At 71.5% G+C, this 19147-nt stretch carries 20 protein-coding genes and 1 pseudogene; 10 read left to right on the forward strand and 11 right to left on the reverse strand.

All coding sequences use genetic code 11. The features are described 5' to 3' along the window. Positions 1-52: 52 nt before the first annotated feature. Positions 53-265, reverse strand: a complete 213-nt coding sequence (locus ACFV9O_RS23775) for a hypothetical protein (RefSeq protein ID WP_385420966.1) — start codon at positions 263-265, stop codon at positions 53-55. A 92-nt stretch (positions 266-357) separates the two neighbouring features. On the opposite strand from ACFV9O_RS23775, the gene ACFV9O_RS23780 reads away from it, so the two are divergent. Further along, positions 358-1470: a DUF5937 family protein gene (locus tag ACFV9O_RS23780; RefSeq protein ID WP_385420968.1), complete on the forward strand. Its 1113-nt coding sequence runs from the start codon at positions 358-360 to the stop codon at positions 1468-1470. Between the two features lie 20 nt (positions 1471-1490). Here the strand turns inward: ACFV9O_RS23780 and ACFV9O_RS23785 are convergent. The 3 genes and pseudogenes from ACFV9O_RS23785 to ACFV9O_RS23795 all read right to left on the reverse strand — a co-directional run. Then, positions 1491-2124 (reverse strand): annotated as a pseudogene (locus ACFV9O_RS23785) (AAA family ATPase); the annotation flags it as partial. Next, positions 2121-2795 (reverse strand): response regulator, encoded by a 675-nt coding sequence (locus ACFV9O_RS23790; RefSeq protein WP_385420970.1) that lies wholly within the window; start codon positions 2793-2795, stop codon positions 2121-2123. The gene ACFV9O_RS23790 and the pseudogene ACFV9O_RS23785, both read right to left, overlap by 4 nt. A gap of 69 nt (positions 2796-2864) precedes the next feature. After that, positions 2865-4064 carry a sensor histidine kinase gene (locus tag ACFV9O_RS23795; RefSeq protein ID WP_385420972.1) on the reverse strand — a complete coding sequence of 400 codons (1200 nt, stop codon included), beginning with the start codon at positions 4062-4064 and terminating at the stop codon, positions 2865-2867. A gap of 96 nt (positions 4065-4160) precedes the next feature. Here ACFV9O_RS23795 and ACFV9O_RS23800 point away from each other — a divergent pair, with 96 nt between their 5' ends. Continuing rightward, positions 4161-5219: an SAM-dependent methyltransferase gene (locus tag ACFV9O_RS23800; protein WP_385420974.1), complete on the forward strand. Its 1059-nt coding sequence runs from the start codon at positions 4161-4163 to the stop codon at positions 5217-5219. A 239-nt stretch (positions 5220-5458) separates the two neighbouring features. Beyond that, complete coding sequence (locus ACFV9O_RS23805; protein WP_385420976.1) at positions 5459-6601, forward strand: NADH-quinone oxidoreductase subunit D; 1143 nt, start codon at positions 5459-5461, stop codon at positions 6599-6601. Positions 6602-6701: 100 nt separating this feature from the next. Here the strand turns inward: ACFV9O_RS23805 and ACFV9O_RS23810 are convergent, their stop codons facing one another. From ACFV9O_RS23810 to ACFV9O_RS23825, 4 genes are all read right to left on the reverse strand, one after another. Then, a complete protein-coding gene (locus ACFV9O_RS23810; protein WP_385420978.1) occupies positions 6702-7676 on the reverse strand; it encodes a hypothetical protein in 975 nt (324 codons plus the stop codon). A 145-nt stretch (positions 7677-7821) separates the two neighbouring features. Beyond that, the gene (locus ACFV9O_RS23815) at positions 7822-8808 is read right to left on the reverse strand and encodes an ABC transporter substrate-binding protein (RefSeq protein ID WP_385420980.1); all 987 of its coding nucleotides are present in this window, start codon (positions 8806-8808) and stop codon (positions 7822-7824) included. A 28-nt stretch (positions 8809-8836) separates the two neighbouring features. After that, positions 8837-9514 (reverse strand): ABC transporter permease, encoded by a 678-nt coding sequence (locus tag ACFV9O_RS23820; RefSeq protein WP_385420981.1) that lies wholly within the window; start codon positions 9512-9514, stop codon positions 8837-8839. Beyond that, on the reverse strand, positions 9514-10206 hold the full coding sequence (locus ACFV9O_RS23825) for an ABC transporter permease (protein WP_385420983.1): 693 nt from the start codon (positions 10204-10206) through the stop codon (positions 9514-9516). The genes ACFV9O_RS23820 and ACFV9O_RS23825 overlap by 1 nt, the downstream gene beginning before the upstream one ends. Before the next feature lie 176 nt (positions 10207-10382). On the opposite strand from ACFV9O_RS23825, the gene ACFV9O_RS23830 reads away from it, so the two are divergent. Further along, positions 10383-11531, forward strand: coding sequence for an ABC transporter ATP-binding protein (locus ACFV9O_RS23830; protein WP_385420985.1), 1149 nt, complete (start codon positions 10383-10385; stop codon positions 11529-11531). A gap of 55 nt (positions 11532-11586) precedes the next feature. Here ACFV9O_RS23830 and ACFV9O_RS23835 read toward each other — a convergent pair whose 3' ends face one another. Continuing rightward, positions 11587-12699 carry an alpha/beta hydrolase gene (locus ACFV9O_RS23835; protein ID WP_385420987.1) on the reverse strand — a complete coding sequence of 371 codons (1113 nt, stop codon included), beginning with the start codon at positions 12697-12699 and terminating at the stop codon, positions 11587-11589. Positions 12700-12857: 158 nt separating this feature from the next. Between ACFV9O_RS23835 and ACFV9O_RS23840 the strand changes: the two genes are divergently transcribed. The 6 genes from ACFV9O_RS23840 to ACFV9O_RS23865 all read left to right on the forward strand — a co-directional run bounded on the left by ACFV9O_RS23840 (position 12858) and on the right by ACFV9O_RS23865 (position 17838). Then, positions 12858-14690, forward strand: coding sequence for a phosphatidylglycerol lysyltransferase domain-containing protein (locus tag ACFV9O_RS23840; RefSeq protein WP_385420988.1), 1833 nt, complete (start codon positions 12858-12860; stop codon positions 14688-14690). Positions 14691-14828: 138 nt separating this feature from the next. After that, the gene (folP, locus tag ACFV9O_RS23845; protein ID WP_385420990.1) at positions 14829-15707 is read left to right on the forward strand and encodes a dihydropteroate synthase; all 879 of its coding nucleotides are present in this window, start codon (positions 14829-14831) and stop codon (positions 15705-15707) included. Continuing rightward, entirely contained in the window at positions 15704-16165 is a 462-nt protein-coding gene (locus tag ACFV9O_RS23850; protein ID WP_385420992.1) for a nuclear transport factor 2 family protein, read from the forward strand. The genes folP and ACFV9O_RS23850 overlap by 4 nt, the downstream gene beginning before the upstream one ends. 194 nt (positions 16166-16359) lie before the next feature. Then, positions 16360-16719, forward strand: coding sequence for a dihydroneopterin aldolase (gene folB, locus ACFV9O_RS23855; RefSeq protein WP_385420994.1), 360 nt, complete (start codon positions 16360-16362; stop codon positions 16717-16719). Next, entirely contained in the window at positions 16716-17303 is a 588-nt protein-coding gene (gene folK / locus ACFV9O_RS23860) for a 2-amino-4-hydroxy-6-hydroxymethyldihydropteridine diphosphokinase (protein ID WP_385420996.1), read from the forward strand. The genes folB and folK overlap by 4 nt, the downstream gene beginning before the upstream one ends. A gap of 49 nt (positions 17304-17352) precedes the next feature. Next, positions 17353-17838 (forward strand): DUF3180 domain-containing protein, encoded by a 486-nt coding sequence (locus tag ACFV9O_RS23865; RefSeq protein WP_385420998.1) that lies wholly within the window; start codon positions 17353-17355, stop codon positions 17836-17838. A gap of 16 nt (positions 17839-17854) precedes the next feature. Here the strand turns inward: ACFV9O_RS23865 and ACFV9O_RS23870 are convergent, their stop codons facing one another. After that, complete coding sequence (locus tag ACFV9O_RS23870) at positions 17855-17980, reverse strand: hypothetical protein (protein WP_385421000.1); 126 nt, start codon at positions 17978-17980, stop codon at positions 17855-17857. Positions 17981-18430: 450 nt separating this feature from the next. Then, positions 18431-19036: a GTP cyclohydrolase I FolE gene (gene folE / locus ACFV9O_RS23875; protein ID WP_385421002.1), complete on the reverse strand. Its 606-nt coding sequence runs from the start codon at positions 19034-19036 to the stop codon at positions 18431-18433. Between the last annotated feature and the right edge of the window lie 111 nt (positions 19037-19147).

Below are 19147 nucleotides of genomic sequence, written 5' to 3' on the forward strand. Positions count from 1 at the left end.
ACCCGCCGGTACCGGACACGCCCCCGGGGCTCCGGGACCGGAAGCGGTGGCCCTAGAGGCAGTGAGGGCTTCCCCGGCGGAAGAGGCGGGTCGTGGCCGTGCGAAGCGGGTGGAGGGGGCGGCCCGCGAGGACCTTCGTGAAGCGGTGGTGGTCGCGGAGCGACCGCAGCGTACGCCAGTCGTCGCGGCCCGGCGGCGGTGGAGCCGGGGCGCCGTGCCGGGCGGCCCGGTAGGTGTCGAGGAGGTGCTGCTGGATGGCGTCCATGCCTCTCAGGCTCCGCCCGCGGCCCACCCCGCGCCCGTCGATTGACCAGCACCGTCAAATGGGGCGACGGATCGCCCCGGGGACCCCGCACCATGGGAGGCGTGAGTGTCACCATCGACATCGCGGGCCTGCCGCCCGAGCGGATCCTCTTCGAGATCTCGCCCCTCGCCGAGCTGGGCGTCGCGCTGCACGCGCTGGCCGAGCCCGGGCATCATCCGGGGCTGCATGGCTGGGCCACGGCCACCGCGGCCGGGCTGAAGCCCGATCTCGCCGACCGGCTGCACGAGGCTGACTTCCTCTGGACATCGACCTTCTCGGACGTCTTCATGCCGTTCGCCGGCGTACGCGGCGGCGACGGCCGCACGGGCGCCACCCTCGCCGAGGAGCTCGACATGATGGACCGGCTCGACGACGAGCGGTTCATCGCCTGCACCATGGAGTTCACCTGCTCCAGTACGTACGCCACGGGCGGCCCCGTGGACCTCGACCGGGCGCTGGAGCTCGCCGCCACCCGCGGCCCCAAGCAGCTCGACTTCGTCCGGCGGCTGATGGACGACCCCGCCTCCGTACGCGCCTGGCTGCGGCGCCTCTTCGAGGACTGCGAGCAGGCCTTCTTCGCGGACACCTGGAACCGGGTCCGCACCCAGCTCGCCGCCGACGCCCGCCACAAGACCGAGATACTGCGCCGCAAGGGCCTCGCGGAGGCACTGCGCGCCGTGTCCCCCGCGCTCTCGCTCGACGAGCAGACGGCGGCCCGTATCGAGGCCGACAAGCTCACGGTGGGCCACACGACCGCCCTGGACCCGGCCGTGGGCGCCGGGGTCACCTTCCTGCCCTCCAGCTTCGGCTGGCCGCATCTGATGGTGCTGCACGCCCCCGGCTGGCGGCCGGTCGTGCTGTACCCCGTCGGCTCCCCCGAGCTTCCCGGCCCCGCCTCGGTACAGCTGCTCAAGCTCCGGATGGAGGCGCTCGCCCACCCCATGCGCATGCGGCTGTGCCGCAACCTCGCCCGCGCCCCGTACACGACGGGCGAGCTCGCCGACACGCACGGAATCACCGCGCCCGAGGTCTCCCGCCATCTGTCGGTGCTGAAGAAGGCCGGCCTGATCACGACCCGGCGCCGCGGCCGGTACGTCCTGCACCAGCTCGACGTCTCGGTCGTGGCCCGGCTCGGCAGTGATTTCCTGGAGACGGTCCTGCGCTGAGGCCGAGGCGGAATCGGTCGGTCGAAGCGGATGTGGGACAGGCCCACCCTGGCCCGCCGCAGCCGGTGCCGCAGCCGGCCGTATGTGTTCGGTGCGAGGCGCAGCCCCGCCGACTCCGCAGTCCTGTCCGCGACCTGAGGCACGGTCATCCGGTCGGTACGGAGGTGCTCCGCGAACTCCGGCCCGCGCAGGCGCTCCAGGCACTGGTCCAGCTTCCGCACGGCGAAGCTCTCCCGCTTGGCCTGCGCCCGAGCCCCCGCTCGGTGAGACGCCGCACACCGTCTCGCGCTCGGCGAGCAGGGCGAAGTGGCGCACCTCGTGGCCGGCCTCGTCCCGCAGCCGCCCGACGACCTCCTCGAAGTACGCCGGTTCGACCAGGGTCATCGGGGCGATCACCACACCCCCTGCCCGCGGAGCGTCAGGTCCAGCACCTCGTACACGCCCTGGCGCCAGGACCGCAGGTCCTGGCTGTGTCCATCAGCGGCCCCCGGCCGCGGCCGTGCCCCAGCCCCCGCGGGATCATGCGGTGCAGCCCGAAGCCGACGCGCTCGGGATCGCCGACCACGCTGCCGGGCAGCCGGCGCGCGAGCTCGTACGCCGTCTGCGTCTTGCCGCCCCCGAAAGGCCGTTGATCCACAGCAGCGTGCGGCTCAGGCCGCCCCGCCGCCCGCCCGCACGAGACCCGTCTCGTACGCGAGCACCACCACCTGCACCCGGTCGCGCAGGTTCAGCTTGGTGAGGATGCGGCCCACGTGGGTCTTGACCGTGGCCTCGGACAGGACGAGCCGCGCGGCGATCTCGCCGTTCGACAGGCCCTGTGCGACCAGCAGCATGACCTCGCGCTCGCGGTCGGTGAGCCGCTCCAGCTCCTTGTGCTGCGGCGGCCCGCCGGGGGACGGCAGCATCGGCGAGAAGCGGTCCAGGAGGCGGCGGGTCGTGGACGGCGCGACGACGGCGTCTCCGCTGTGCACGGAGCGGATCGCCCCGAGCAGCTCGCCCGGCGGGACGTCCTTGAGCATGAAGCCGCTGGCGCCCGCCTTGAGCCCGGAGAAGGCGTACTCGTCGAGATCGAAGGTGGTCAGGATGATCACCTTCGGCGCGTCCGGTTCCGCGCAGATGCGGCGGGTCGCCTCCACGCCGTCGAGCTTCGGCATGCGTACGTCCATCAGGACCACGTCCACAGGGGTGGAGCGCAGGGCCTCGATCGCCTCGGCCCCGTCGCCCGCCTCGGCCACGACGTCCATGTCCGGCTGCGCGGCGAGCACCATGCGGAATCCCGTGCGCAGCAGCACCTGGTCGTCGACGAGCATCACGCGGATCGTCATGTACTGGTCCCCTGTCTGATGGGCGTGCCGGGCTCTGGTGGGCGTTCTGGACTGTGGTGGTGTGCTGGGCTAGTGGGCGGGTCTGAGCGGGAGCAGTGCGCTGATCCGGAATCCGCCGCCCGGCCGCGGCCCCGCGTCGAGCGTGCCGCCGACCATACCGACGCGCTCGCGCATGCCGATGAGGCCGTGGCCCTTGCCGTCCGCACCGCCGTCCTCGTACATCTCGTGCGAGGCTCCCCGGCCGTCGTCCTCGACCAGCAACCCGAGCCCGTCGTCGAAGTAGACGAGCCGCACGCTCGCCCCGACGTCCGGGCCGCCGTGCTTGCGGGTGTTGGTCAGGGCCTCCTGCACGATGCGGTACGCCGTCAGCTCCACGCCGCTCGGGAGCGGGCGCGGAGTGCCCTCGACCTTGAAGTCGACTGCGAGGCCGGCGTGGCGCACCTGTTCGACCAGCTCCTCGATCTGCTGGACGTCGGGCTGGGGCACGTACTCCCCGCTCTCCGGGGCGTCGCCGGTACGCAGCACGCCCAGCAGCCGGCGCATCTCGGCGAGCGCCTGGCGGCCGGTGCTGGAGATGGTCTCCAGCGCCTGGCGGGCCTGGTCGGGCGCGGCGTCCAGGACGTACGCGGCGCCGTCGGCCTGGACCACCATGACCGAGACGTTGTGCGCGACGACGTCGTGGAGCTCGCGGGCGATCCGGGCGCGCTCGGCGGCGACGGCGACCTTGGACTGCGCCTCGCGCTCCTTCTCCAGCCTGGAGGCACGCTCCTCCAACTGGGCGAAGTACGCGCGGCGGGTACGCAGCGAGTCACCGAGCACCCAGGCGAGCGCGAACGGGACGCTCATGACGACCGTGAAGAAGATCTTGCCGCCGGTGCTGGTGTTCTCTATGGGCCAGCGGATTTGCGAGAGCGTGGCGGCGGACAGTCCGCCGATGAGCGCGAGACGGGAGGCCCAGCGGGGGCCATCGTGCGCCGCGACCGTGTAGATGATCACCAGCATGGCGAAGTCCGCGGCATTGCCCTTGATGCCCAGCACGAGCTGGGCGATGCCGAGGGCAGCTACGAGCAGCAGCATCTTCTCGGGTGCGCGACGGCGCAGCGCGATGCTGAGGCAGAGCAGGAGGACGATGACGGCGGCCGCGATCCGGGGCTCGTTGCCGACGTTCTCCTGGATCACCCACATCATGGAGAACCCGAAGAGGACGACGGCCCAGAAGCTGTCGACGCCCGTCGGGTGTCTGCGGATGAAGTCGTAGAGGCGCTGCACGTAACCCAGCGTAGGGAAAGCGGAAAGGTGCATGGGTCAACCGGAGGGCCGATCCGGTCGGCGGACGCCTACTCCGCAAGGTGGAGACTGACACGCGTGACGAATGAGGCGACATATCAGGCAACGGACGGGCCGGCCGCCGGCTGGCTCTCCTGGCGGGAGGCGACCGAGCGGGCGCTGTACGGGCCCGGTGGGTTCTATCGGCGGCCCGAGGGGCCCGCCGGGCACTTCCGTACGTCGGTCCACGCCTCGCCGCTGTACGCCTCCGCGGTGGCCCGGCTCCTGACCGAGACGGCGGAGTCCCTGCCGGGTGCCTCCGAGATCGCCCTGGTCGACATGGGCGCCGGGCGCGGGGAGCTGCTGACGGCCGTGCTGGCGGCGCTACCCGGCGGGCGGCTGCCGGACGGGCGTCCGGTACGGGCCTGCGCCGTCGAGCGGGCAGACCGGCCGGAGGGGCTCGACCCGCGCATCGACTGGGCCGGGCGGGCCCCGGCCGGGGTGACCGGGCTGCTGTTCGCGAACGAGTGGCTGGACAACGTCCCGGTGGACGTCGCGGAGGTCGACGGGGCGGGCGTCGCCCGGTACGTCCTGGTCCGCGGCGCGGACGGCGAGGAACGCCTCGGGGAGCCGGTGACCGGGGCGGACGCGGAGTGGCTGGACCGCTGGTGGCCGCTGATGGAGCCCGGGGTACGGGCGGAGATCGGGCGGCCGCGGGACGAGGCGTGGGCGGCGGCGGTCGCGACGCTCGACGCGGGGCTCGCGGTCGCCGTCGACTACGCGCACCGCGCGGGCGCGAGGCCGCCCTTCGGGACGCTGACGGGCTTCCGCCAGGGCCGGGAGGTGCCTCCGGTCCCGGACGGCGGCTGCGACATCACGGCGCACGTGGCCCTGGACGCGTGCGCCGGCGCCTTGGGCGGTGAGGGTGGCGGCGGCGACTTCGAATTGGTGACCCAGCGCGATGCCCTGCACCGCCTGGGCATCACGGGCGAGCGCCCGCCCCTGGCCCTGGCGTCGACCGACCCCGCGGCGTACGTACGCGCCCTGTCGTCGGCGGGCGAGGCGGCCGAGCTCACGGCCCGCGGCGGCCTCGGCGACTTCACATGGCTGCTGCAGCGGGTCCCGGCGGAACTTCCCCCTCCCCACCCCTTCCCCTGACCGGGGCCCATCCGACGGCCCCGGCACACCCCAAGCCCGTCCGGCGCTGAGGACGGACACCCGAGTCCACCGCGCGGTCCCGGGCACCCTCACAGCCCGTCCGGCCCTTGGGGAGGGACACCCCGGTCGGCCCACGGTCCCGCGCGCCCAGGCGCCCGGGGCCCGGGCCCGTCGGGGCTCGGTGTCCGGAGCGTGGGCGGGGCCGCGCGGGGTTCGGCGCGCGAGGGATACTGTCGCTCATGACGGAGACGACGATCGGCATCGGCGGCGCGGCGGAGAGCACCGACATGGTGCTGAACATCGGCCCGCAGCACCCCTCCACCCACGGCGTGCTCCGCCTCCGTCTCGTCCTGGACGGAGAGCGCATCCAGCACGCCGAGCCGGTGATCGGCTACATGCACCGCGGCGCCGAGAAGCTCTTCGAGGCGCGCGACTACCGGCAGATCGTGATGCTGGCCAACCGCCACGACTGGCTGTCCGCCTTCTCGAACGAGCTCGGCGTCGTCATGGCCGTCGAGCGCATGCTCGGCATGGAGGTGCCGGAGCGGGCGGTCTGGACGCGGACGCTCCTCGCCGAGCTGAACCGGGTCCTCAACCACCTGATGTTCCTGGGGTCGTACCCGCTCGAACTGGGCGGGATCACCCCGGTCTTCTACGCCTTCCGTGAGCGCGAAGAGCTCCAGACGGTGATGGAGGAGGTCTCGGGCGGCCGGATGCACTACATGTTCAACCGGGTCGGCGGCCTCAAGGAGGACCTGCCCGCGGGCTGGACCGGCCGGGCACGGCAGGCGGTCGCCGACGTCCGCTCCCGCATGGACGTGTACGACCGGCTCGTCCTCGGCAACGAGATCTTCCGCGGCCGTACGCGCGGCGTCGGCGTCCTGACCGCGCAGACCGCGCACGCCTACGGCGTCTCCGGCCCCATCGCCCGCGCCTCGGGCGTCGACTTCGACCTGCGGCGCGACGAGCCGTACCTGGCGTACGGCGAGCTCCAGGACACCCTCAAGGTCGTCACCCGTACCGCGGGCGACTGCCTGGCCCGCTTCGAGTGCCTGCTGGAGCAGACCCACAACGCGCTCGACCTCGCGGACGCCTGCCTGGACCGGCTCGCCGAGCTGGCGCCCGGGCCGATCAACCAGCGCCTGCCGAAGGTCCTGAAGGCACCCGAGGGCCACACGTACGCCTGGACCGAGAACCCGCTCGGCATCAACGGCTACTACCTGGTCTCCAAGGGCGAGAAGACCCCGTACCGGCTCAAGCTTCGCTCGGCGTCGTTCAACAACATCCAGGCGCTGACCGAGCTGCTGCCGGGCACGCTGGTCGCCGACATGGTGGCGATCCTGGGGTCGCTGTTCTTCGTCGTCGGCGACATCGACAAGTAGCCCCGCGCACGCGCCGGAAAAGCAGAACGCGCCCGGAACACACCGGGCGCGTGGCGCCGGACGGCGGGCGCCGGATGCCCGACGCCCGACGCCGGACGCGTCAGGAAATCGCGCTGCGCAGCTCCGCCACGTCCAGCTGCTCGGTCTCGTCGTGCGCGGTCAGGTCGATGACCTTCCCCACGGCGCGGTCCGCCGCGGGCCTGCCAGCGGCCAGCGTCTCCTCGCCCACGACGTCCGCCAGATCCTCGTCCTGGACCGCCGCGAGCTGGGCGGCGGCCGGCGCCGCGCCCGTGCCGAAGAAGTCGAAGCCGCCCAGGGGACGCGGTGCCTGGCGGGCGGTGTACGGAACGATCGCCGAGGCGACCGGGACCGGCATCCTCGCGGGGACGGCGGACGACGGGCGGGCATGCTGCTCTCCCCCGGCGGCCGCCGCGTGCTTCCCCTGCGGCTCCTCCGCCTCCCGCGCCCGCTCGGCGAGATCGCGCCGACGGGCCTCCTCGACGGTGTGCCTGGCCTGCTGGGCCGCCGCGTTGCGCGACAGGTCCTCCAGCGCCTTGGCGGCCCGCAGATACGCGGACGGCGTCGGCGTGGAACCGGCGGGCAGCAGCTCCTTCGGTGCGGCGGCCTCGAGCGCGAGCTGCCGCCGGCCTTCGAGCGCGGTGGCCCGCTCCGTCTCGGCGTTCGCATAACGCCGCAGCAGCGCGGCGTGCTCGTTGCGCAGCCCGGCGAGCTCGACCCGCTTGGAGCGGAGCTTCGCGTCCAGCTTGCCGCGCAGCTCGCGGGACTCGTCGAGGTCGGCCTCCAGCTCGGCTATCCGCTCCTCGGTCTTCCAGGCGTCGCTGGCGCGGGCCCGGGTGAGCTCGGCGACGCGGCGGCCCGCGCTCCGGTCCCAGCTGCGCATGAGCACCGCGCCCGTGACCGCGGCTGCCGCCGCTGCCGCGACGAAGGTGCGCAGCACAACGGGATCCGCGAAAAGCCAGGCGCCGGCGGCACAGAGAACCGACGCTCCGGCGACCGCGGAGGGCTGCAGGAGCCGATGCAGAGGTGGGGAATGGCGGTGGCGTCCACGTGGCATGGCCAGAAATTTACCGTGCGTAGGTGACGAATGGGGGGCCGGACCGGCAATCTCTTGGCCACTTTGCCGCGCCGACCCGACTCCCTTTACCCATCGCCCACTTGAGCGACCACCTCTGCGGCCACTTCGGGGGCCACTTCGGCGGCTACTTCTTGATCAGACGCTTGGACTCCAGATACTCCTTGGCGACGTCCTCCGGCTTCGCCCGCTCCGCGTCCACCTTCCGGTTCAGCTCCACGAGATCCTGCGTGGTCAGCGTCTCGGTGAGCTTGCCGAGAACGTCGGCTATCTCCTGCGCACCGGCGTCCTTGGCGTTGACCACCGGCAGCACGTTGTCCGCGTTCTGGAGCTTCTTGTCGTCCTCCAGCAGTACGAGACCGAAAGTCTCCAGCGTGGCGTCGGTGGTGGTGGTCAGCACCAGCTGGTCCTCACCGTCCTTGACCGCCTGCTTCGCCTGGGGCGTGCCGACGCCCTTCGGGTCGATGCCCGCCACATCGATGCCGTAGGTCTTCTTCAGACCGGGCGCGCAGAAGGGCCGTACTTCGCACTCGTCGCCGGCCGCGATCCTCACCTCGATCTTCGCCTCGCCGAGATCGGAAAGGGTCTTGAGCTTGTTCTTCTCGGCGAATTCCTTGCTCACCGCGAACGCGTTCTGGTCGACCGCCTCTCCCGCGGGCAGCACCTTCAGTCCGCGCGGCTCCGCGAGCTTCTGCAGCCCGGCGACGGTGGCCGCGACATCGCTCGAGGCGACCGGCTTCTCCTCCGGTGCCTTCGGGCCGTTCACCTTCGCGTTGAGGAATTCCGCGACCGTCGCCGCGTATTCCGGTACGACGTCGATCTCGCCCTTCTCCAGCGACGGTTCGTACAGCTCGCGGTTCTTCACGGTCGTGACGGACGTGCTGTACCCGGCGTCGCCCAGCGCCTGCGCGTAGAGCTCGGCGAGCACCTTGGACTCCGTGAACGCCGCCGCGCCGACGACCAGCGTGCCCTTCTTGCCGCCGCCCGCGTCACCGCTTGAGCCGCCCGTACCGCCCTTCTCCTGCTCCAGACTGTCGCCGCCGCACGCGGCGAGCGAGCCGACGAGGGCGACGACGCCCAGCACCGCACCCGCCATACGCGAGGTTCTGCTCATGAGGTTCACCATCCAAGGGAGTGAGTCGTCACACGGATTTCCGCTGGGGGCGCAGGGGACTGCAGAGGCGGTCCACCAGCACCAGCACGGCCTCCACAAGGAGGGCCAGCACGGCCACGAGCAGGGCGCCCGCGACTACTTGAGGGGTGTTGTACGTGTTGAAACCGGCCGTGATGATCCGGCCGAGGCCGCCCTGACCGACCATCGCCGCGATCGTCGCGGTCGCGACGACCTGGACGGAGGCGGACCTCAGCCCGGTCATGAGCATCGGGTACGCAAGAGGCAGCTCGACCCTGGCGAAGAGCTGCCGGCCCGACATCCCCATGCCCCGCGCGGCCTCCACGACCGCCCGGTCCACTTCCCGCATCCCCACATAGGCGTTGGTGAGCAGCGGCGGTATCGCGAACAGCACCAGGGCGATGACGGTCGGGACATATCCGGCACTCCGCAGCGGCGACACCATGAACAGGGCGAGCACCGCGAAGACGGGGACGGCCCGCCCCACGTTGGAGACATTGACGGCGAGTGCACCGCCGCGTCCGATGTGTCCCAGGTACAGGGCGACCGGCAGGGCGACCGCACAGGCGAGCGCGAGGGCGACCCCGCTGACGTACAGATGCTCCCCCAGGCGGTGCCAGGCACCACTCTCTCCCGCCCAGTTGGACCCCGTGGTCAGCCAGGACCAGGCGTCGGCCATGACCCCCATCAGTGGGCCTCCCGGGTCCGGGGCGTACGTATGCGGGTCCAGGGCGTCAGCAGACGCTGGAGGCCGAGCAGCAGCAGGTCGGCGGCGACGGCCAGCAGCACACAGAGCACCGACGCGGTCAGCACCTGGGCCTTGAAGAAGCTGGGCAGCGCGTCCTCGATGAGATTGCCGAGGCCGCCGCGTCCGACGATCGAGCCGACGGTGGTGAGCGCGACCGTCGACACCGTGGCGATCCGCAGGCCTGCCATCAGCGCCGGGAGGGCCAGCGGCAGCTCGACCTCCCACAGCAGCCTGCCCGATCCGTACCCCATCCCCCGCGCCGCCTCACGCGCGTCCTGCGGCACGGCCTCCAGGCCCGCCAGGATGTTCCGCACGAGGATCGTCAGCGAGTACAGCACCAGGCCCGTGATCACCAGGGCGGCGGAGAGCCCGAAGAACGGCAGGAGCAACGAGAACATCGCCAGCGACGGAACCGTGTAGAGCACGGTCGTCAGGCCGAGGACCGGGCCCGTGAGGCGCGGACTGCGCCGGGCGAGCAGCGCCAGCGGGAAGGCGACGGCCAGTCCGATCAGCACCGACACCACCGTGATCCAGACATGCTGGACCGTGGCGTCGATCAACTCCTGGCTGCGGGACCGGAGATATTCACCGCAGATCCAGTCGTTCGTGACCAGGCAGTTCTGCCCGCTCATGCACCCCACCCCACCCCCGTCGCCCGTCGCCGCGTCGCCGGTCGTCCGTCGTCGAACGCTCGAATGTCCGACCGAAACCGACCCTAACCCCCGCCACTGACAATCACCGAGGAGCCTCGCGTTCCGGCAACACGCCCTTCACACATGGCCGGTCCCCACCCGCCACAATGGGGCGCATGATCCGATTCGAGCACGTCACCAAGCGCTATCCGGACGGCACCACGGCCGTCGACGACCTCTCGTTCGAGGTCGCCGAGGGCGAACTGGTGACGCTCGTCGGACCTTCCGGCTGCGGCAAGACGACCACGATGAAGATGGTCAACCGGCTCATCGAGCCCACCAGCGGCCGGATATTCCTCAACGATCACGACATATCCACCACCGACCCCGTCGAACTGCGCCGCCATATCGGCTACGTCATCCAGCAGGTCGGGCTCTTCCCCCACAAGACCGTGCTGGAGAACACCGCCACCGTGCCCCATCTGCTGGGCTGGAAACGCGGAAAGGGCCGCGAGCGCGCCGCCGAACTCCTCGACCTGGTCGGCCTGGACCCCAAGAAGTACGGCGACCGCTACCCGGACCAGCTCTCCGGCGGGCAGCGCCAGCGCGTCGGCGTGGCCAGGGCGCTGGCGGCCGACCCGCCGGTCCTGCTGATGGACGAGCCGTTCGGCGCGGTCGACCCGGTCGTCCGCGACCACCTCCAGAGCGAGTTCCTCAAGCTCCAGGCGGCGGTCCGCAAGACGGTCCTCTTCGTCACGCACGACATCGAGGAGGCCGTGCGGCTCGGCGACCGCATCGCCGTCTACGGGCAGGGCAGGATCGAGCAGTTCGACGCCCCGGCGACCGTGCTGGGCGCGCCCGCCACCCCGTACGTCGCGGACTTCGTCGGCGCGGACCGCGGGTTGAAGCGGCTGTCGGTCACCCCCGTCGAGGAGGGCGACCTCGACCAGCCGCCGGTCGTCCATCTCGACGACCCGCTGCCGCGCGAGCTCGGCGCACGCTGGGCCGTCGTCCTGGACGGGGAGGACAACCTGCACGGCTGGATCTCCGCCGAACAGGCCTCGGGCGGCAAGGGAGCCGTACGGGACCACGCCCGCCGGATGGAGGCCTGGCTTCCCGTCGGCGCCTCCCTCAAGCAGGCGTTCGCCACGATGCTGCAGCACGACGCGGGATGGATCGCGGTCATCGACCGTGAGGAGACGGGACGTTTCCTCGGCGTACTGACCCCGGCACGGCTGCACGAGGCACTGCGCCGCTCCATCGACGCGGACGCGCAGGACATCCCCCGGACGGCAGTGGAACTTCAGACGATCACGCCGCGCTGAGCCCCCGCCTCGGGCCGCGCCGAGCCCACACGTCCCACCGTGCTGAACCCCTGCGTCACGCCGCGCTGAGCCTGCCGCTCATCCACACCAGCGCCGGCGGGATCTCCCGGTTCCAGGTGTTGAAGTTGTGCCCGCCGCTGTCGAGCGTGATGGACGAGACGCGGGCGGGCGCCTTCACCTTCTCGACGAAGTCGAGCGTCCCCTTCAGATTTCCCTCGCCCTGCCGGGACGTGGTGACAAGGAAGGACGACTTGCCCTGCGGCAGGTGGTCCAGGCTCCAGAGCAGATTCGCCCGGTTCCGCTCCTTGCTGTTCCCGTGGAAGAGGTCGCCGGTCGTCACGTCCTCGGCGGCCTTGTAGTACGCCGACAGACCCGCGCCCGCCGCGTACCGCTCCGGGTGGTGCAGCGCGATCTTCAGCGCGCAGTAGCCACCGGTCGAGTTCCCCATGAAGCCCCAGTTGCGCGGCTCGGTGCCGACGCGGTACGCCTCCGACACGGCGGCCGGAAGGTCCTCGGCGAAGAACGTCTCGGTCCGCGGCCCGCCCGGAACGTCGGCGCACTCGGTGTCGCGGGGCGGCGCGACGGTCGGCCGCAGCATCACCAGGATCATCGGCTGCATCTTCCCGTCCTTGGCCTGCTGGTGCGCCGTTCTCGGGTACTTGAGGCCCTTGATCAGGTTCTCCGCGGTCCCCGGGTAGCCGGTCAGGACGACCGTGGCGGGAAAGGTCTTCTTCGCGTACGCCGCCTGGAAGTACTCGGGCGGCAGATAGACGTACGCCGGGGTGTCGATGCCCGACTTCTCGCCCTCGATCACGACCTGCTGGATCTGCCCGCCCACCGCGGCGCGCGAGCCTCCCGGCACGTCCGGCCTCTGCTTGCCGGTCACCTTGATGTGCGCACTGCTCAGCGAATGGTCCACGACCACGCCCATCTCCTGTTCCCGGCCGAGGAGATCGGCCCAGGACCCGTAGAACAGGAAGGACTTGTTGGCGGCGAGGCCGGCCGCGGCGAAGAGCGCCAGCTGTGTCGCGAGCAGCAGCCCCACCCGGCCGAGCACGGCACGCCGGCTGCGGCGTGACAGCCGTGGCCACAGCCAGATCGTCGCGGCGAAGAGAGCCACGGCGGCCAGTACGGCCAGCGCCAGAACCGTGTTGCTGGTGAGACCCATGGGGCGATCGAGCTTCTTCCGTGAGACGCGGACGTGAGATTTTCCTGAGAGGGGATGAACCCGCTCCCCCGAAGTGCCGTCCTAGAGAGCGCAAATTGTCCGAGCCGCCTGTTCTGCGGCCACGGACTCCACGATCTCTCTCGGAGCCACGGGAAGCGATGTCTGTCACGGTAGATGGGGACAAGTCGGGGTTGGTTCCGGTTCGGGTGCGCCGGATCCTCAGTGGCCCCCGCGCCGAATCCGTACCCACGCTGGTCGGCACGGCCTGCACCTTCATCGGCCTGATCGACATCGCCGCCGGCGTGTTCCCGCGCTTCCGGCACAGCCGGATGCATGCCTTGGCCGAGGTCCTCCCGGGCGCCCTCGGCCCCTTCGCCGCCGCGCTCTCGCTCAGCGCGGGCGTCCTCCTGCTGCTCCTCGCGCACGGCCTCAAGCGGAACAAGCGGCGCGCCTGGCGGGCCGCCGTCATCCTGCTGCCGGCGGGCGCGGCGGCCCAGTTCGCCTACCGCAATTCCGTCATCGGCGCCCTGCTGTCGCTGGCCCTGCTCGCGCTCCTGCTGCGCCACCGGGACCAGTTCGCGGCCCTGCCCGACCCGCGCAGCCGCTGGCGGGCCCTCGCCAACTTCGTCCTGATGGGCGCCGGCTCCCTCGGCCTCGGTCTGGTCATCGTCAGCGCCCACCCGTACAAGGTCGTCGGCAGCCCCAGCCTCAGCGACCGCCTCGAACACGTCCTGGTCGGCCTCGTCGGCATGGAGGGCCCCGTCGGCTACCGGGGCGGCGTCGACTGGACCGTCGGCTACTCGCTGGGCGCGCTCGGCCTGCTCACCGCCGTCACCACCATCTACCTGGCGTTCCGCCCCGAGCAGCCCGCCGCCCGGCTCACCGAGGACGACGAGGCCCGGCTGCGCGAGCTGCTCGCCCGGCACGGCGGCCGGGACTCCCTCGGCCACTTCGCGCTCCGCCGCGACAAGGGCGTCGTCTTCTCCCCCAGCGGCAAGGCCGCCGTCTGCTACCGCGTCGTCTCCGGGGTGATGCTCGCCAGCGGTGACCCGATCGGCGACGTCGAGGCCTGGCCCGGCGCCATCGAACGCTTCATGGACGAGGCCAAGGCCCACTCCTGGACCCCCGCCGTGATGGGCTGCTCCGAGACGGGGGGCGAGGTGTGGACCCGGGAAACCGGCCTGGACGCCCTCGAGCTCGGCGACGAGGCGGTGGTGGACGTCGTGGATTTCTCGCTCAACGGGCGCGCCATGCGGAACGTGCGCCAGATGGTGAAACGCATCGAGCGGAACGGTTACGAGACCCGTGTCCGCCGGGTCCGTGACCTCTCCGACGGCGAGCTGGAGCGGATACGCCGCGCCGCCGAGGACTGGCGCGGCACGGAGACCGAGCGCGGCTTCTCGATGGCCCTCGGCCGGATCGGCGACCCCTCGGACGGCGACAGCGTCATCGCCACCGCCCACAAGGAGGACGCCGACTCCCCGTACGGCGACCTGAAGGCCGTCCTCCACTTCGTCCCGTGGGGCACCGACGGCATGTCCCTGGACCTCATGCGCCGCGACCGCTCCGCCGACCCCGGCATGAACGAGCTGCTGATCGTCGCCGCCCTGCAGGCATCCCCGAAACTGGGCGTCGAGCGGGTCTCGCTGAACTTCGCGATGTTCCGCTCGGCGCTCGCACGCGGCGAGAAGCTGGGCGCGGGGCCGGTGCTGCGCACCTGGCGCGGGCTGCTGGTCTTCCTGTCGCGCTGGTTCCAGATCGAGTCGCTGTACAAGTTCAACGCCAAGTTCCGGCCGCGCTGGGAGCCGCGCTTCGTGGTCTTCCGCAACACCCGCGACCTGCCGCGGATCGGCTTCGCCGCGATGCAGGCGGAGGGCTTCGTGACCTTCGCCGTGCCCCGCCCGTTCCGCCGCCGGCGGACCCGCCCCGCACGCCCCTGCGCCCACATCCGCCCGGCCACCACGGCGGAGCGGGAGGTCCGCGCGGCGTAGCCGGGTGGGGGCACCTCCCGTGCCCGAAGGGCTACGGGGGAGTCGGTGACCGACGACAACGCGGCGAGGTGCCGTGTGGTGCGGTGCCAGGGCACGCGAGCCCGGCAAGATCCACACGACACCCCCTAGGCTGGACGCATGAGTACCTTGCGCGGACGGGGCACGGCCACGGGCCTGCCGGAGTGGGACCGCTGTGCGGTCATGGGAGTCGTCAACGTGACGCCGGACTCCTTCTCCGACGGAGGCCGCTGGTTCGACACCACGGCCGCGGTCAAGCACGGCCTCGACCTGGTCGCCGAAGGTGCAGACCTCATCGACGTCGGCGGCGAGTCCACCCGGCCCGGCGCCACCCGGGTCGACGAGGACGAGGAGCTGCGGCGCGTGCTCCCCGTCGTACGGGGCCTGGCGGCCGAAGGCGTCCCCGTCTCCGTCGACACCATGCGCGCCTCGGTCGCGGCACAGGCGGTCACGGCGGGCGCGGTGCTGGTCAACGACGTCTCCGGCGGTCTCGCAGACCCGGACATGGTCCCGGCCGTCGCCTCCGCCGAGGTCCCGTTCGTCGTCATGCACTGGCGCGGGTTCAGCGAGGACATGAACAGCAGGGCGGCGTACGAGGACGTCGTCGGCGAGGTCGTCGCCGAGCTGCGCGAGCGCATGGACGCCGTCGTCGCGGGCGGTGTGGCCGCCGAGCGGATCGTCATCGACCCGGGCCTCGGCTTCGCCAAGCAGGCCGAGCACGACCTCGCCCTGGTCGCCCACCTCGCCGACCTGCGCGCGCTGGGCCGCCCACTGCTGGTGGCGGCCTCCCGCAAGCGGTTCCTCGGCCGTGTGCTGGCCGAGGGCGCCGCCACCCCACCCCCTGCCCGCGAGCGCGACGCGGCCACCGCCGCCGTCTCCGCGATCGCCGCCCACGAGGGCGCCTGGGCGGTCCGGGTCCATGAGGTGCGGGCCACGGCGGACGCCGTACGGGTCGCCAGGGCCGTCGAAGGAGCGCGGAACGCCGAGGGAGCCCGGTGACTTCCCCCACGGACGTCGAAAGCGTCGAGGAGGCCAACACCGCCTTCTACGAGGCGATGGAGCGCGGCGACTTCGAGGACGTCTCCGCGCTCTGGCTGAACGGGGACGGCGCCGACGACGTCTCGTGCGTGCACCCCGGGTGGCCGGTGCTGTCCGGGCGCGGCGAGGTGCTGCGCTCGTACGCGCTGATCATGGCGAACACCGAGTACATCCAGTTCTTCCTCACCGACGTGCGGGTGAGCGTGGCCGGCGACACGGCCGTCGTCACCTGCACCGAGAACATCCTGAGCGGCGGGCCCGCGGAGGAGGCGGGCGAGCTCGGGCCGCTCGTCGGGCAGCTCGTGGTGGCCACGAATGTGTTCCGTCGCACACCCGACGGATGGAGGATCTGGTCACATCACGGTTCACCCGTTCTGGCCGAATCCGACGAGGACGAGGACGACGAGCCCCCCGCCTGAGTGGGTAAGCGCCCTGGTGAAGGTTGAGTTTCGGCGGACGGGGTAGGCGGCGCGCTACCAGCCGTCGGCGTGTCTGTCCATAGCCCCCATGGGCGGGAGTTGTCGGTGTCCGCAGGTAGATTCGATTCCGTGCACTGCTGCCGTCCGCACGCGGCAACGTGCGCGCAATACCTACGACAGCAGGAGTGATTCGCGTGGATCGTGTCGCGCTGCGCGGCCTCAAGGCCCGCGGGCACCATGGCGTTTTCCCCCGGGAACGCGAAGAGGGCCAGACCTTCATCGTGGACCTGGCGCTCGGCATCGACACCCGCCCCGCGGCGGCCGACGACGACCTGGCGAAGACCGTGCACTACGGAGTGGTGGCGGAGGAGGTCGTCGACGTCGTCCAGGGCGAGCCGGTCGATCTGATCGAGACGCTCGCGGAGCGGATCGCCCAGCAGTGTCTCAAGCACGAAGGGGTCCAGGAGGTCGAGGTCGTCGTGCACAAGCCGGACGCCCCGATCACCGTCCCGTTCGACGACGTGACCATCACGATCACCCGGAGCCGAGGATGAGCGACCCCACCGTGCAGCCGGTGCCCGCCGCAGTCGTCGAGCAGGTCGACGCCGCGGACACCACCCTGTCGAACCCCAAGCGCGCCGTCATCGCCCTCGGGGCGAACCTGGGCAACCGCCTGGAGACGCTCCAGGGCGCGATCGACGCTCTCGAGGACACGCCCGGCGTCCGCGTGAAGGCGGTCTCGCCCGTGTACGAGACGGAGCCGTGGGGCGTCGAGCCCGGCTCCCAGCCGTCGTACTTCAACGCGGTGGTGGTCGTGAAGACGACGCTGCCGCCCAGCTCCCTGCTGGAGCGCGGCCAGGCGATCGAGGAGGCGTACGACCGGGTGCGCGAGGAGCGCTGGGGCCCGCGGACGATCGACGTGGACATCGTGGCGTACGCGGACGTGGTCTCCGACGACCCGGTCCTCACCCTGCCGCACCCGCGGGCCCACGAGCGGGCCTTCGTGCTGGCTCCGTGGTACGACGTGGAGCCGGAGGCCCAGCTGCCGGGTCGCGGGCCCGTGGCGGAGCTGCTGGCGGCCGTGGGCCGGGAGGGCGTCGTGGCTCGTGTGGACCTGGAACTCCGTCTGCCCGAGTAGTCGTTACGCTCTTCAGGGTCGCCAGGGTCGCCAACACGAAGGACACACGGTGAAGCAACTACGGCTCGGAGTACTGGCCGGGCTCTTCGTGGTGGCCGGGGTGCTGTCGTGGGGCGGCGCGCGGCTCTGGGACTCGTTCGGGACGCTGCCGAGCGTGCCGCTGGCCGCGCCGATCGTCCTCGCGGCGATCGCGGCGGTGCTGGCGGCGACCGCGCTGTCGATCCGCTCCCGCCTGCGCGCGCAGCGCGAGCGCCGGCCCGGCGCGAAGGGCGTCGAACCGCTGATGGCGGCTCGTGCGGTCGTCTTCGGCCAGGCGAGCGCCCTGGTCGCGGCCCTCGTGAGCGGCATGTACGGCGGCGTGGGCGTCTTTCTGCTCGGCTCCCTCGACATCCCGGCCCGCCGGGACCAGGCGATCTACGCCGCGTTCTCCGTCCTGGCGGGCATCGCGGTGGTCGCCGCGGCCCTCTTCCTGGAGCGCGTCTGCAAGCTCCCGGAGGACGAGGACAACGGCACGGGGCACGTCCCGGCGGCGTGAGCGACCCGATCCGGGCTCACCACGGCTCACGGGCCAGGTGCGCGTTCACGAAGAACGTCAGGTACGGGTCGAGCCGGTAGCTGTAGAGGGTGAACGGCTTGACCGGGATGGCACGCTTGCGGATCTCCAGGACCTGGACCACCGAGATTCCCGCGACTCCAGTGGGTGATCCTCCGCCTGGAACGTCCCACGCTTCGGCCAGGCGTCCGAAACCGCCAAGGCCGACGCCCGGCCATTGTCCCTGGGCGTGAACCGCGCCCGACGATCCCCGCCAACTCCACGAGGAACGGGACGTTGGCGCTGACGCGCCCAACAGCTGTCCCGGTGCTGCCATGAACGTGGCGTGGTCCGTGACAACCTCGACCGCCTCACGCGCCCTGACGGCTGTCACCGCGGTGACAGCCGTCTGAGCCGTGCGCTCCCCGTCGAGCGTCCATAACTTGTCGCCCACACGGATGTCCCGTGCGCGTTCACGGCCACCCACGACCTTGACGCTCTGGCGGCTGGGAAGCCCGTGCTCCGCCGCGATCCCCCTTGACCAGCGATCAACTCCACTGATCGGGGACCATATCGGGCACCACTGACAATCCGGCTATCGCGCCAGTATCAGGCTCATCGCCTCAGAACGCGTCGAGGCGTCCCGGAGCTGACCACGCACCGCGGAGGTCGTGGTCTTGGCGCCGGGCTTACGGATACCGCGCACCGACATGCACATGTGCTCGGCCTCGATCACGACGATCGCGCCACGGGCCTCAAGGATCCGCATGAGGGAGTCGGCGATCTGCGTGGTGAGCCGCTCCTGGACCTGCGGTCGGCGGGCGAAGACGTCGACGAGTCGCGCGAGCTTCGACAGTCCCGTGATCTTGCCCGTGGTGGCCGGGATGTAGCCGACGTGCGCCACACCATGGAACGGAAGAAGATGATGTTCGCACAGGGATACGATTTCGATGTCCTTCACCAGGACCATCTCGTCGTGCCCCAGGTCGAACGTCGTCGTCAGGACGTCCTCGGGCTGCTGCGTCAGCCCCGCCAGGAGCTCCCTGTACGCCCGGGCCACCCGCCCCGGCGTCTCCCGCAGGCCCTCACGGTCCGGGTCCTCGCCGACCGCGATGAGGAGTTCACGTACGGCGTTCTCGGCACGCTTCTCGTCGAACTCGCCGATCGTGCCCTCGCCGTCCAGCGTCACCGGGTCGGTCATCTGTGCCTCGTTCCTGTCCTCTGGCATGGCGCGAAAACGCCACGCCTCCCAGGCTAAAACCTGGGAGGCGTGGCGTTAATTCCGGGTTTCGGGCCGGTGGGCCCGAGAACC

The sequence above is a fragment of the Streptomyces sp. NPDC059909 genome, from assembly GCF_042730885.1.
Classification (GTDB): domain Bacteria; phylum Actinomycetota; class Actinomycetes; order Streptomycetales; family Streptomycetaceae; genus Streptomyces.